This window comes from Mediterraneibacter sp. ICN-202921, from assembly GCF_037890075.1.
Taxonomy (GTDB): Bacteria; Bacillota; Clostridia; order Lachnospirales; family Lachnospiraceae; genus Mediterraneibacter; species Mediterraneibacter massiliensis.
This window is the reverse complement of record NZ_JBBKBE010000002.1, coordinates 74897-90011: the sequence shown is the minus strand read 5'-3', so window position 1 is coordinate 90011 and position 15115 is coordinate 74897. Positions and strand designations below refer to the sequence as shown.

Here is a 15115-nt window from a genome sequence, read left to right as displayed (position 1 = left end):
AATCCTCCTAGTTCTTCAGGCGCGGATCCAGAGCATCCCGCAAACCGTCGCCAAGCATATTAAAGGAAAGTACACTCGCCATAATACAGATTCCCGGATAGATGACCAGATAGCCGTAGTCTCTCATAAAATTTCTTCCTTCCGAAAGCATCGCACCCCATTCCGGCGAAGGAGGCTGGGCTCCCAGTCCGATAAAGCTCAATGTTGCTGCCATCAGGATTGAGTTTCCTATGTTCATCGTGATTTCAACAATCAGCGGTGCAAATGCATTCGGCAGAACATGCCGCGTGATGATCCGAAAATCACTGGCATTAATAGCTGTCGCTGCTTCAATATACTCTTTATCCCGTACTGTCATGATCGAAGCACGTATGATCCGGGAGTATACCGGTATGGTAGAAATCCCGACTGCCAGGATCGCATTGTTGACACCAGGTCCCAAAGAAGCTGCCAGTGCGATCGACAGCAGCATACCGGGGATAGATTGATAAATATCCAATATACGCATGATGATATTATCTGTCTTTCCTCCATAAAATCCTGCAATTGCTCCCAATGTTGTCCCAAGAACTGCTCCTATCGCTACAGAAAAAATTCCAATCCGCAGGGACTGCCTTGCTCCGTATATCAGACGGCTCAGAATGTCTCGCCCCAATCTGTCTGTTCCAAGCAGATGTTCTTTGCAGGGTGACAAATAGACGGCTTTCATATTCTGCGTTTCATATCCATAAGGTGCAATAAGAGGCGCAAATACCGCCATCAGGATCATCAGTACGATAACGAACAATCCCAGCATGGCAAGCTTATTGCGGGCCAGTCTTTTCATAACTTCCATAGTTTGAGATTTGGGTTTATTCGTTCTGTTTTTCTGTATCACCGCCATCTCTCTTATGCCTCCTTCTTTCTTTTTTTCATTTTCGCTGCACTTTTATACTGTGAACGTATCCGCGGATCCACAAACGCAAAGACAACATCCACAAGCAGCATACACAGACAGAAACAAATAGCGATAAAAATCACTCCGCCCTGTACGACCGGGTAATCTCTCTGTGATATTGCGGTCATCATATAGACACCGATACCTGGAATAGAGAAAATAGTCTCCGCAATCAGCGTACCTCCAAGCGACACGCCAATCATATTTCCCACTGTCTGTATGATTGGGATCAAGGCATTCTTCAAAGCATGTCCGTAAATAACCTTTGATTCTTTCTGCCCTTTCGCTCGCGCTGTCGTTATGTAATCCTGTCTAATAACTTCCAGCATGCTGGAACGAGTCTGCCTTGCTATTCCTGCGGCTCCGCCGATCGCACAGGCAATAACCGGAAGAATATAACATTTCCAGGAGGAAATCCCAGAAGATGGCAGCCATCCCAGATGCTGTGAAAATATCATTACCATAATAAGCGCAAACCAAAAGTTCGGCATCGACACACAGAACAAGGAACCGAACATCGATAGATTATCCTTCCATGAATATTGGTGTGTTGCCGCCAGCACTCCCACCGGAATCCCTATCACAGTAGCCAGCAGGACGCTTAACAAGGTAATCTTCAATGTATATGGAAAGCGTACCATAATCTGGTCTGTCACACTTTGGTTTGTCTGATATGACTCGCCAAAGTCAAAATGTAAAAATACGTCCTCGCAATAGTTGACAAATCTGGTTAAGAACGGCTGATCCAATCCCAATTCTTCTGTTCTTTCTTCAATTTGTTCTTCTGTAGCATTTGCCCCAAGTGTCATCCGTACCGGATCTCCGGGAGTAAAATACATGATTGTAAAAACAAAAAATGTAACTCCTAAAAGTACGGGGACAAGCCATAAAATTCTTTTTCCGATAAACTTTAACATTTTTTCTCCTTTCTTTTACCAACTGCTTTTATGTATCGCAAATAGCGTGCCAATCTTTCGTCCTTCATCTGTTTTTTCCTTAAATTCCTTAAAACTCTGCCATTTTTCAACAATTAAAATTTGTAATTTCATTATTTTTCTTTTTATTTTCCCTTCTGTTTTTCTTCTCTTTCAAGTTTTCATTTCAAAATGAAATTTCATTTTGAACTCATCATTTCATTTTCATTTCTTTTTGAAACCCCAATTTCATCTTCTATATATTCACCTCCCCTATTTTCCCTTATTTTTTCCATTTTTAAAATTGGCATGAAAATTGCGTTTAATATAACCAGAGATTTTATTAAAGAAATATATAAGGAGGAATCTTATGAACCGCAATATCCGACAAACAGAAAGTACACCTTATTCTTATCCGTCATCTTATTTTTCTGTTTATAAAAAACAAAAAACTATTTCCAGATATATAGAAAGTTTTGACGGCACTCTGCTAGCTGTAGATATAACTCTTCCCGAAAGTACTGATACTGCTTCCAGATTTCCGGCTATCCTGATCGCGAACCGTTCTAATAGAAGAAACTCTGACGATCCTGAGATTAGTCTGGGGAAACAACTCGTTCCTTATGGATATGCTTTTGTCTCTTTTGAACTACGTGGCTGCGGTGTTTCCTTTGGCATCAATGACAGCTTCGGAAATGAAGAACACTGCAAAGATTTAATTTCTATTGTAAACTGGGTATATGAACAGGACTGGTGCTCCAAAAAGATTGGTCTGTTGGGCTGTTCGAACCGCGCCTATATCCAACTTTGCACAGCTGCTCTGAATCCGGAACATATTTCAGCTGTCACTCCGGTCGTTGCAGTATCCGACTTTTACTATCAAAACTATCCAAACGGTGTCTCCGCTATCCCTTCCTTCCGTATGGGGACCTTTGATCACCGGTTTTCAAAAGAAGAATTTCTAAAGACTGTCGATAAAGTAGATTCTGATACAGATGGTTCCATGGCATATGAAGCATTCACTACATGTCAATATGAAAACAATCGGGACTTTTTTGAGTCTCTGCTCATCGAAAACCTAAACCGAGATTCTGCACATCCTAATTATCATAGTGAACCTGTATTTATGACAATCCCTCCCTATGGGAAACTGAATGCCTTTTTTTCTCGTAAGGATATACGTCAGCATCAGTTCATAGGTCAGCTGGAATCCGGAACACTTGGACAGCTCGCGCAGTTTATTGATTTTGGCGGAAGCGTGTGCCTGGGTCCGTGGACACACGAGGGCGGATGTATCTGCCATTCAGATTTTCCAAATGGTACTCTGGATCTGACAGAATCTTATCGTAAATGGTACGACAGTTCTTTAAAAGGAATAGAAAACGGATTTTCACAGATGCCTGCTGTTTCATATTATATGTTCCACGCCCCTTCAGGAACAGAATGGCGTTTCAGCGAAAGCTGGCCTCCGGAAAATGAAGTCCGCACACGTCTGTACTTCAACACAGATATATCCGGAACCTGTTCTTCTGTCAATGATAGCTCGCTGACCTTGACAAAGCCAGAGGAAGTTTCTTCCATTTCCTATCAGGTTCGAGATGACATCTGTGTGTTCCAAGATGAGGACGGCAAGAGCCGCTATAACCGCTCCGAATTATTCTGGGAAAATGATATGACAGAAGATGTAGATAATAAAGGACTTACCTTTACATCAGCCCCACTGTTTCCTGCATATAACAACGAAATGGCTGGCTGCATCTCTGTAGATCTGTGGATCTCTTGCTCTGCCAAAGATGTCGATCTGATCGTCTATGCGGAGGAGGTTCTAGAGGACGGAACCTCTCTCTATATCAAAGACGGGGTTATGAGAGCCTCACACAGGATTTCTGCTCCAAATCCCGCCTGGGAAAAAATGGGGGCTGTCTGGCATACCAGCATGACTAAAGATGTAGAAAAATGTCTTTCTGACGGTCTTGACAAACCAACCCATATTCAATTTGCTATTGATCCGCTTGCTTATCATTTCCAGAAAAACAGCCGTCTGCGTATTACAGTCACATGTGCAAACAATGCTGCTTTCCAACATTATATGTATAAGGAAGAACTTCCCACACTGTTCCTGTATACCGGCGGAGAATATGCCTCTTTCGTCAGTGTTCCGTTCCTAGAAGACGAATACAATACCTATCGCGGAAAACTCGAAGGGAATGATAAACCGGCAACACTCTATGTTTTCGAAAAAAACCTCTATCTTTACACAGGAACAACATGGAAAAGATTTCCACACAACAATATATTTAATGTAAAAGGGAACTCTCTTTTACTCGATAATGGAAATTATGTCTTCTGTCCGGAAGGCTGCCCGGAAAAGATTCCTCACCTGCCATACACAAAAACGGAGGCAAGATTTTCTCATCCTTTCCCGGCTTTTCGCAGGCAGCTGGTAGACACTGTCTCCATAGATAAAAGAGACTACAGTTTATTTGTTCCGGAATGCAAAAATTTATATTTGGATATCTTCAAAGATTCCGATCAAAGCAATCTGCCATGTATCATCTATATTCATGGTTATGGATGGCCCTACTGTGGTCTGTTGCCCCAGCTCCTGGCTCTCCACAAACACGGGTATGCAATTGCCGGCATCGACATTCGTAATTATCCGCCAAACCAATTTCCAGATTATATCAATGATGCCAAAGGAGCAATTCGCTATCTGCGTGCCCATGCGGAAACATTCGGTCTGGATCCGAACAGATTTGCCACTTACGGCGTATCTCTAGGCGGTAATACTTCCCTTATGCTCGGTCTGTCGGGAGATGACCCATCTGTAGAAGGTACGGTAGGCGGAAACACACAATATTCCAGCCGTGTACAAGCATGTGCTGCAGGATATGCCTGGTCTGATCTTCTGAATATGGGATCTGATATTGCTGAAGAATTTAAAGATTCCGATGAGTTTCTCTCTGATCGAATCTGCATGACAGATGGAGAATATTCGCCGAGTTCTGAAATCATTGATTTTGCCGGCAAAGGAAAAGGGTTAGGAATCCTCCGCCAATATATAGAACATGGATGCACTCCATATAATGAACTGTATGAACAGAAAATTGCACAGGCAAAAGCTGTTTCTCCAGTCAGCTTCGTCAATCCTTCCGTCCCTCCTATCGCTCTTTTTGGCGGCCACGGAATGAGCACTATCAATATTGCATTCAAGCAATGCCTGCGTACTTTTGAGGCTTTAAACGCAGTGGATGCACTGACTTTCCTGTACGGAAACACCTGCGGAGAATATGGGGAAAAACCAGAAACTATACAGGCTATCACCGCTTTTTTTGATCAGCAGCTGCAAGAAGCAAAGACAACTCATATCTTGTCTGTCTCTGCAGATCCAAATCGTACAGACCAGCTGGTATATGATTATGTTTCCCATCCAGTCAGCAAAGCTCCTCATATAGACGGAGACGGTTTCTGGATAAAAGAGTGTGATATCCTGCCATATCTTAAGACCGTACAGAACCTGCAGTATAACTCTTCAAACGGATGGCTCGACCTTCATAGTCTATATGCAGATAATATATCTGCAAAATTTCATCCTGATTTCCAGACTATGATCCTTCAGATCGCCGAAACATCTAAGACATCCTAATATATGCCTTACAGGCAGGCGTGCTTCGCACGACAAGGTATACCCATTAGGGCATCCCGTAACACATGCCTTACAGGCGGGCGTGCTTCGCACGACAAGGTATACCCACTAGGGCATCCCGTAACACATGCCTTACAGGCAGGCGTGCTTCGCACGACAAGGTATACCTTATCGTGCAGGATTCCTGTTTTGGCAGATGATAAAAATATGTAAATAATAAAGGAGTATTTGTATGAAAAATCAGATCATGCTGATCACCTACGGTGACAGTTTGGGCAGCAACTTCAAAGAAATGGAAGATATATTGGACAAATATTATAAGAGAGCAATCGGCAGTATTCATATCCTGCCCTTCTTCCCTTCTTCTGCCGATCGGGGGTTCGCTCCCATACAGTACGATACGGTAGATGAGAAATTCGGAGATTTCTCCGAGCTTGAGAGACTAGGGAAAAAATATGACCTGATGTACGATTTCATGGTCAATCATATTTCCGCTCATTCGCCATACTATCTAGATTTCAAAAAGAAAAAAGAGGATTCAAAATATAAAGATTTCTTCATTCGGTATAAAGATTTCTGGAAGAATGGCGAGCCAACCAAAGAACAAATAGACAAAATCTATAAAAGAAAACCAAAAGCGCCTTATGTGACTCTGGCTTTTGATGATGGAACACAAGAAAAAATCTGGTGTACCTTTGGCGAGGAACAGATTGACTTAGATGTCAGCAGTCCTCACGTAAAACAGTTTATAGAAGATACTATCCGTTTCATGTGTACCCACGGAGCGAGTATTATCCGGCTGGATGCCTTTGCATATGCGGCAAAAAAACCAGACACCAGATGCTTTTTCGTAGAGCCTGAAATGTGGAATCTGCTCTATGAGATCGAACATATTGCAAAAGAATATGGGGTAGATATTCTGCCGGAGATCCACGAACACTATTCAATTCAAATGAAAATTGCCGAAAAGGGATTCTGGGTCTATGATTTTGCGCTTCCTATGCTGGTCCTTCATGCACTATATACACACCGTGGAGACCGTCTGAAGCACTGGCTGGATATCTGTCCGCGCAACCAGATGACAACACTAGATACCCACGACGGCATCGGTGTCGTAGATGTCGTAGATCTTCTAACATCAGAAGAAATCAATGAAACCAAAGAACTACTCTATGCGAAAGGCGCAAATATTAAGAAAAAATACAGCAGTGAGGAATACAATAATCTGGATATCTACCAGATCAACTGCAGTTATTATTCTGCTTTGGGCGACAATGATGATGCCTATCTATTAGCACGCGCAATCCAGTTCTTTGCCCCAGGTATACCACAAGTCTATTATGTAGGCATGTTGGCAGGTGAGAACGATCTTAATCTTTTGGAGAAAACAAAGGAAGGAAGAAATATTAACCGACATTACTATACAACAGAAGAAGTAGATGAAAACTTCATAAAACGTCCTATAGTAAAAAAATTGCGCGATCTGATGATCTTCCGTAATACCTGTCCGGCATTTGACGGAGAGTGCAGTTGTAAATGCGAGGGAGATCGGCTTATGATCACACGGACTCATGAAGGCGTGACAGCTGTCCTCGATGCGGACTTGACAACATATAAATTTCAAATTTCTGTAAATGAACAATAAAGACCTCGTCTATGCTATTTGTGTTTTGCACTAAATGCTAAACGCAAAACAACTCTTTCATTGCAGCAGCAAGAAGGACCATCCTAAAAATCTTTTAGGTGGTCCTTCTTAATCTACTCTGTTTTTCTGTATCTATATTCACATTTTCTGTTCAGTCCGATTGATGACCTCGTCCTGGATCTGACTTGTCAAACGAACAAAATAAGCACTATAGCCCGCCACCCTTACAACTAGTTCATCATGATCTTCAGGATGTATTTTAGCGTCGATCATCTCTTCTTGATCTACCACATTAAACTGAATATGTTTTCCACCATGTGTAAGGTATGTACGTATCATAGAAGACAACTTCTTTAAGTCTTCCTCTGTCTTCATATTATCCGGCATGATCTTCATATTCATCAGTGTGCCTTGATATGCATCCTGCGGCACTTTCATCGCACTCATGAATACAGCCAGCGGACCATTTTTATCTGTTCCATGATCCGGTGATAAGGAAGCATCTGCTAAAATTTCTCCTCCCTTTCTTCCATCTGCTGTTGCCCCTGTACACGCACCTCCGGGCTGATGTGCAGAGATAGAGATGGCATTGGGCTTCAGTGTATCCCCATAAGCGCAGGGCAAGCTCAGACAGGTATCACTGTGCAGCTTATAAATCTCTGCCACCATGTCATCGACTTCCGCTATATTATTTCCGTATTTTGGCTGCCCTTTAAAATCTGCTCTCATTTCTTCAAAGCCTTCCCAATCCGCATCCAAGGCCTTCATCAAGTCTGTCATCGTATATTTTTTCTCATCAAACACCAATTTCTTGATCGCATAAAGTGCATTCCCCGCGTTGACACCGCCGACAGCTCCTAGAACTGCGCCATTCTCAAAGGCAAATCTTCTGGAAAACATGTCTTTTCCTGTTTTTACTCCGTCTTTCATCAGTGCAGACCGGAATACATCCGGAAACAATTCCCTTTCAGCAATCAATTCCACATTGATACGCTCATTCGCCATCTCCATTAGATAGCGTATTTCTCCATATACTGCCTGTTTGAATTCCTCAAACGTCTTCATCTTTGTCACATCGCCAAAAGATTTTCCCACCATCTCCTTTGTATACCTGCAAAATCCTTCATGCATACAAATATCCATTGCCTGTGGAATAATAAAGAAGGTGGCTACCTGCGTTCTTGTCTCACCCGGTATATTTCCGTCCACACATCCAGTAGGACAGTAATTTCTAGCTTTTTCAACCGGAAGTTTATTTATTTCGCTTTGCTCTGTGAAGAAACGGATAAAACTGTCATCGCCAAGAAATGCCGGCATCCCTATTCCGCTGCGCACGCACTCCAATGCCTTGATCATCAACTTTTCTGGTGTATTCTTATGTACTCTTAAGGTAACCGTGTGATGCGGCAAATGGGTATCTTTGGCTGCCTCCAACAAAAGATAGGATAGTTCGTTCGTTGCATCGCTTCCATCTTCTTTCACACCACCAATGGTCCAGTTATACCATTTTGCCATCCCAGAATTTTTGGCTCTGTTTGCCTTACCTGATACCCGATTTATCTTCATCACCTTACATCTCATGATCTCCAGCAGCTCCAGTACTTTCTCATCATCGATATTTCCTGCCTCTATATCTTTCTTGTAATAAGGATACATATACTGATCAAATCTCCCTGCTGTTGATGTAGGAGAAGGACATACCATTAGAAATGTAAACCAAAATGACTGCATCGCTTCATAAAAGGTATCTGCCGGCTCATATGGCACTTTTCTGCAGATCCTAGCCATCTCCAGCAGTTCATTTTTTCTGGTCACGTTCACTTCTTTTTCTGCCATCTCTTCCGCAAGTCTGGCGTATCTAGCAGCAAATCTTACCCAGGCTTCAAACACGATCACAACGCCTTCCCAAAAATTCCTCTTGTCAATACTGTCCGCGGAATCATATCTCAGATTCTTTAAACATTCCTTTGCCTCTTCTATGATTCCTTTTGCTCCTCCTTTTAGGATTTTTTCATAATCCACACATACCAGCGCGAACCCCGGTCCCAGCCCGTAGCCGGACATCGCAAATCCGCCTCCGGATCCTCCTTTTTTATCTTTCCAGGGTGGAAGGATACAGCCCGATTTCATAAAAGGCCATAGTCTGTCATTCTCTCCCAGAGATTTTCCCATTGTCTCTACCAGATTGCTGTTCAAAGAGTTATGACTGAAGCGTTCATTTAAACGATACAGCTCTTCTTCATCTTCTGGAGAAATTGTATAAATCTCGCTTTTCAAAGACTCTACCTCATCCTTTGTCCATACGCCATATTCATACTGCATTTCAAGTCCGAACGGCTTACTTGCGCCAGAGCCGCATAATAGATCATCCTCTTCTATAAATATCGTAATATGATCCAACACATGGGCATGCAGTTTGGCTCTCCTTAAGATCATCGGTTCTCCAGCTGTCTGTTCTAGAGATTCATTTGCCAGACGGAATTGTTCTACACAGAGTGGATATTTACTTATTTTTAGACTCTCTTTCATCTTTTTGACACGTTCATTCATGATCATCAATCTCCTTTTGACATTCCTTTGCATGATGTTAAAGCTCTTGTTTCTGTTCCCATTTTATATAATCTTTTCCTCGAAAATCAAGGTAATCCATGGGATTCCCCTATTTCTGGACGCTGTGCACAAAGGCTTGTTCTTTCCGTACAGTTCTGTTTTTCAAAGATTGACTTTTTTTTTAAGAGAAGTATGCTTTTCTTATATTCATAACCTTTTTCTATTGAAGAAGAGTTTTTAATTGGGAGGAAAAAATATGTCTGTCAACCTTTCAGATGAACAAATAAAAGCACCTGTATTTAATATTCAGTCTTTTTGTATACATGACGGTCCCGGAATCCGCACAACCATCTTTTTAAAAGGCTGTCCTCTGCGTTGCTTGTGGTGTCAAAACCCAGAGTCTTACACCCCGTCGCCGCAGCTTATGGTATACTCTAACTTCTGTAAAGGGTGCATGCGCTGCACAGAAGTTTGCCCTGTCCACGCAATAAAACCATCAGGAAATACCGTCTGCACAGATCGTTCTCTCTGCACGAATTGCGGCAATTGTATCGCTGTCTGCCAAAATCAAGCCAGAGAGATTGTCGGACAAGAATTATCTGTATCTGAAGTGATGCAGAAAATTCTCTCTGAAAAAATCTTTCTGCAGGAATCCAACGGGGGTATCACCATAAGTGGCGGAGAAGCCTTGTCTCATCCCCTCTTTGCTGCTCGCCTATATCAGCTTGCCCACCAGGAGTCTCTGCATACTGCTCTTGAGACAAGCTGTTATGCCTCGCGCGAAACAATCGACCAAGTATTTGCAGAACTCGATCTTGCTCTCATCGATATCAAACATATGGATCCTGCATTACACAAAAAATATACCGGTGTTCCTAATGAGGCAATCTTATCCAATATACAATATATATCAAATCAGCTTGGAACACCTATCATCATCCGTTATCCGGTGATTCCAGGTTATAATGATTCAGATAAAAATATCACAGAAACAGCCCGATTTGTTAGGAAGGTTCTTGGTCCCGGTGCTGAAATAGATCTCCTTCCCTACCATGATATGGGCAATGCCAAACGTTCTTCACTGGATAAAGAAGTTACGCTTTTCCTTTCTTCACCTTCTCAGGCACGTATGGAAGAAATTGCAGATATGATTCGCTTTTTTGAATTACATGTAAAAATCGGAGGTTAAATTTTTTATCCGACAAGGCGGAAACATATTTTCTTAATTCGCAGCGATTTTTCCACATGAACGAAATATTTGACATATATAGGCTATTAAACAAGTATGTCAACTCTTCTATAAATATCACAGCCCTGGGTATTGCTGCTCACTGATAACCAGTAACCAACAGTATCCAGGGCTGTTCTCTCTTTTTATTCTTTCTCGTTATAATGATGTGCTTCTTCCAGCATCATATCTTTTACTTTCATCAGACGAATCTGGGTACTTCGCTCATTTTCATCCAGCTTCATAGTAATATATTTGATATTTTTCTCCGTTTCCGGGATAATGACATGTTCCAGCGCGTTTACACGCCTTCTTGTCTTCTCTATCTCGGCTGCCATGAGCTGGCACGCCTTTTCACATTCTGCCAGCCGTATCATATCCGGCACGATATCGGCCAGAGATTTGACGGCTCCATCCAGATCGCTGGATGTAAATGCAAACCCATAAGAATAAATATCATTTTCATCCGCTGTTCTTGTCTGATACTGAAACGTCGGGATATTTACACTCATGACATTCTTCTCGCCGGGCGACAGATTGATCTCCTGCTTCGGCGCCATTAAAGCTGTATGCAATGCCGCCTCCGACATGCCTGCTTTAGCGATCACAAAATTCTTATTTGCAGACAGGATACCTGCCTCCACCTTTTTACGGACTTCCATATTTTCCCGGACTAAGTCCAGATACTGGCGCATGAGTTCATCCCGTTTATCTTTTAAAAGCTTATGTCCGCGTATCGCTGTGATCCGCTTCTTCTTAAGCCTGGTCAGTTCCATACGGGTAGGATTTACCTGTGTTGCTGCCAACTTGCGCTCACCTCCTTGTATGCTTTCCTTCCGCCCTATATATCCTCCTAAACATCCGCCAGCACATGCAAGCTTGCTCTTTCTGCTGTTTAGGGGATATGCTTATTTTTTCCTCTCAGCCGTGCAGCTCGTTTCCGCTTTCGCTTCATCTCGCTGGCGGGCGTCCGCCCTATATATCCTCCTAAACATCCGCCAGCGCATGCAAGCTTGCTCTTTCTGCTGTTTAGGGGATATGCACGGCTGATTATTGGGCATAATATTGATCTAGGAATTTGTCATCGATACGTTTTAGTTCTGTTCTTGGGAGCATGCGCAGCAGTTCCCAGCCAATCTCCAGGGTTTCTTCAATGCTGCGGTCTGCCATATATCCCTGGGAGACATATTTTTCTTCAAACGCATCTGCAAACTTCGCATACATAAGGTCGATCTCGGTCAGCGCCGCCTCTCCTAAGATGACCATCAATTCTTTGGCGTCTTTTCCACGCGCATATGCGGCGAAAAGCTGGTTCATCGTATTGGAATGATCGGCACGTGTCTTTCCTTCGCCGATTCCCTTATCTTTCAGACGGGACAATGACGGCAGAACATCGATCGGCGGCGCGATCCCTTTTCTGTAAAGATCACGGCTTAAGATGATCTGTCCTTCTGTAATGTAACCTGTCAGGTCAGGGATCGGATGGGTCTTGTCATCTTCCGGCATAGTGAGGATCGGGATCATCGTGATGCTTCCCTTCTTTCCTCTCTGCCGTCCGGCTCTCTCGTAGATCGAAGCCAGGTCTGTATACATATATCCCGGATACCCACGGCGTCCCGGCACTTCCTTGCGGGCTGCGGATACTTCACGCAGGGCGTCTGCATAGTTCGTAATATCCGTCAGGATAACAAGTACGTGCATATCTTTTTCAAAGGCAAGATACTCTGCCGCTGTCAGCGCCATTTTCGGCGTTGCGATACGCTCGATCGCCGGATCGTTTGCCAGATTGACAAACAGCACAGTACGGTCGATGGCTCCGGTTTCTTTAAAGCTCTCGATAAAATAATTCGATTCCTCGAATGTGATACCCATTGCGGCAAATACAACAGCAAAGTTCTCATCATTTCCCAGTACTTTTGCCTGTCTTGCAATCTGCGCCGCCAGCTGTGCATGGGGCAGACCGGACGCGGAGAAAATAGGCAGTTTCTGTCCACGGACAAGTGTATTCAGTCCGTCGATCGCGGATACCCCTGTCTGGATAAATTCCTCCGGATAACTTCTGGCTGCCGGATTCATCGGCAGTCCGTTAATATCCATACGCGCATCCGGCAAGATCTCCGGGCCGTCGTCGATCGGACGTCCCAGACCGTCAAACACACGTCCCAGCATATCTTCTGATACGCCTAACTCCATACTGCGCCCCAGAAAACGGACTTTACTGTTTGATAAGTTGATCCCGGTAGAGCTTTCAAACAGCTGTACCAGCGCGTCGCTTCCGTTGATCTCCAGCACTTTACAACGCCGTGTCTCTCCGCTGGCCAGCTCGATCTCTCCCAATTCGTCATAGGTGACATTTTCTACGCCGCGCACCAGCATAAGCGGGCCGGCTACTTCCTGTATCGTTCTATACTCTTTTGGCATTTAGCGGTCCTCCTTTACCAGTGCGTTTGCGATTTCCACACTTAATGTTTCGTCTACTTTCTTATATTCTGTATCCAGAGCGTCCTCCGTCACATATTTAAAACGACCGATCTGTTCCCGCACCGGCATACGGATCAGTTTCTCAAGAGACGCTCCCTCTGCCAATGCTTCCACCGCTCTGTCATAAAATGCGGTTACCAGATTCATCATCATATACTGTTTCTTCAGAGAAGTATAGGTATCGATCTCGTGGAAGGAATTCTGATGCAGGAAATCCTCACGGATCGAGCGGGCTGCTTCCATTTTTAGTCTGTCCCCAGGAGAAAGCGCATCCATACCAACCATCTTCACGATTTCTTCCAGCTCTGCTTCTTCCTGCAGAAGGGTCATCATCTTCTGTCTGTTCTTCATCCAGCCTTCCGCTACATTTGCATTGAACCATTTCTCCATATCATCCAGATACAAAGAATAACTGTTCAGCCAGTTGATGGCTGGGAAATGTCTCTTATATGCCAGGTTGGAATCCAATCCCCAGAATACCTTTACAATACGCAGTGTCGCCTGGGAAACAGGCTCGGAAATATCTCCTCCCGGAGGGGATACGGCTCCTATTACGGAAAGCGCTCCCTCTCTGCCTTCTTTGCCAAGGGAGATCACATGTCCGGCTCTCTCATAGAACTGCGCCAAACGGCTTCCCAGATAAGCCGGATATCCTTCCTCACCGGGCATTTCTTCCAGACGTCCCGACATCTCACGAAGGGCCTCTGCCCATCTGGAAGTAGAATCTGCCATCAGCGCAACAGAATATCCCATATCACGGAAATACTCCGCGATCGTGATTCCGGTATAAATAGACGCCTCACGTGCCGCAACGGGCATATCCGATGTATTGGCGATCAGAACGGTCCTCTGCATAAGAGACTGTCCTGTTTTTGGATCCTTTAGTTCCGGGAATTCATTCAGAACATCCGTCATCTCATTTCCACGCTCTCCACAGCCGATATAAACAACTATATCTGCTTCTGCCCATTTAGCAAGCTGGTGCTGGATCACCGTTTTCCCACTTCCGAACGGTCCTGGAACCGCCGCCACACCGCCTTTTGCGATCGGGAAGAAGGTATCTACTACACGCTGCCCTGTGATAAGGGGCATTTCCGGCGGAAGTTTTTTCTTATACGGACGTCCACGGCGGACCGGCCATCTCTGCATAAGGGTCAATTCCTTATCTCCGTCTTTTGTCTCCACGATGGCAACTGTTTCTTCTACCGTAAACTCTCCGGCTTTAATTTCCTTGATCGTTCCTTCTATCCCATAAGGAACCATGATTTTTTGCTGCACAACGATCGTTTCCTGCACAGTACCGATCACATCTCCGGCTTCTACTGTATCCCCTGCCTGTACTGTAGGAACAAAATTCCATTTCAGATCCCGCTTCAGGGAAGGAACTTCTACACCTCGCTTTAGGCTGTTTCCTGAGATCTTCATGATGTCATCCAACGGACGCTGAATTCCGTCATAGATACTGGTGATCAAGCCTGGTCCCAGCTCTACAGACATAGGTACCTCCATAGACTCTACCGGTTCTCCCGGTCCCAGACCAGAAGTTTCCTCGTATACCTGAATGGAAGCCTCGTCGCCATGGATCTCAATGATTTCGCCGATCAGTCTCTGCTTACTGACACGAACCACGTCAAACATATTTGCGTCGCGCATCCCCTCTGCGATAACAAGGGGCCCTGCAACTTTTTTAATTGTGCCTGTACTCATTGGGCTT

Annotated in this window: 9 protein-coding genes; 3 read left to right on the top strand and 6 right to left on the bottom strand. The window is 44.1% G+C overall.

The window, feature by feature from the left end:
• Positions 1-7: 7 nt before the first annotated feature.
• A complete protein-coding gene (locus WKT01_RS02435; protein WP_117973847.1) occupies positions 8-883 on the bottom strand; it encodes an ABC transporter permease in 876 nt (291 codons plus the stop codon).
• Between the two features lie 5 nt (positions 884-888).
• Positions 889-1854 carry an ABC transporter permease gene (locus WKT01_RS02430; RefSeq protein WP_117973845.1) on the bottom strand — a complete coding sequence of 322 codons (966 nt, stop codon included), beginning with the start codon at positions 1852-1854 and terminating at the stop codon, positions 889-891.
• 367 nt (positions 1855-2221) lie between these two features.
• Here WKT01_RS02430 and WKT01_RS02425 point away from each other — a divergent pair, with 367 nt between their 5' ends.
• Together WKT01_RS02425 and gtfA are read left to right on the top strand one after the other, a co-directional pair.
• A complete protein-coding gene (locus WKT01_RS02425; RefSeq protein WP_117973843.1) occupies positions 2222-5497 on the top strand; it encodes a CocE/NonD family hydrolase in 3276 nt (1091 codons plus the stop codon).
• A 226-nt stretch (positions 5498-5723) separates the two neighbouring features.
• Entirely contained in the window at positions 5724-7142 is a 1419-nt protein-coding gene (gene gtfA, locus WKT01_RS02420) for a sucrose phosphorylase (protein ID WP_270395452.1), read from the top strand.
• 138 nt (positions 7143-7280) lie between these two features.
• Here gtfA and WKT01_RS02415 read toward each other — a convergent pair whose 3' ends face one another.
• Positions 7281-9692, bottom strand: a complete 2412-nt coding sequence (locus tag WKT01_RS02415) for a pyruvate formate lyase family protein (RefSeq protein ID WP_270395437.1) — start codon at positions 9690-9692, stop codon at positions 7281-7283.
• Between the two features lie 256 nt (positions 9693-9948).
• On the opposite strand from WKT01_RS02415, the gene WKT01_RS02410 reads away from it, so the two are divergent.
• Positions 9949-10881: a glycyl-radical enzyme activating protein gene (locus WKT01_RS02410; RefSeq protein WP_117973836.1), complete on the top strand. Its 933-nt coding sequence runs from the start codon at positions 9949-9951 to the stop codon at positions 10879-10881.
• A gap of 185 nt (positions 10882-11066) precedes the next feature.
• Here the strand turns inward: WKT01_RS02410 and WKT01_RS02405 are convergent, their stop codons facing one another.
• The 3 genes from WKT01_RS02405 to WKT01_RS02395 form a co-directional block, all read right to left on the bottom strand.
• Positions 11067-11726: a V-type ATP synthase subunit D gene (locus tag WKT01_RS02405; protein ID WP_059067671.1), complete on the bottom strand. Its 660-nt coding sequence runs from the start codon at positions 11724-11726 to the stop codon at positions 11067-11069.
• A gap of 244 nt (positions 11727-11970) precedes the next feature.
• Positions 11971-13341: a V-type ATP synthase subunit B gene (locus WKT01_RS02400; RefSeq protein WP_270395434.1), complete on the bottom strand. Its 1371-nt coding sequence runs from the start codon at positions 13339-13341 to the stop codon at positions 11971-11973.
• Positions 13342-15108: a V-type ATP synthase subunit A gene (locus tag WKT01_RS02395; RefSeq protein ID WP_270395431.1), complete on the bottom strand. Its 1767-nt coding sequence runs from the start codon at positions 15106-15108 to the stop codon at positions 13342-13344.
• Positions 15109-15115 lie beyond the last annotated feature (7 nt).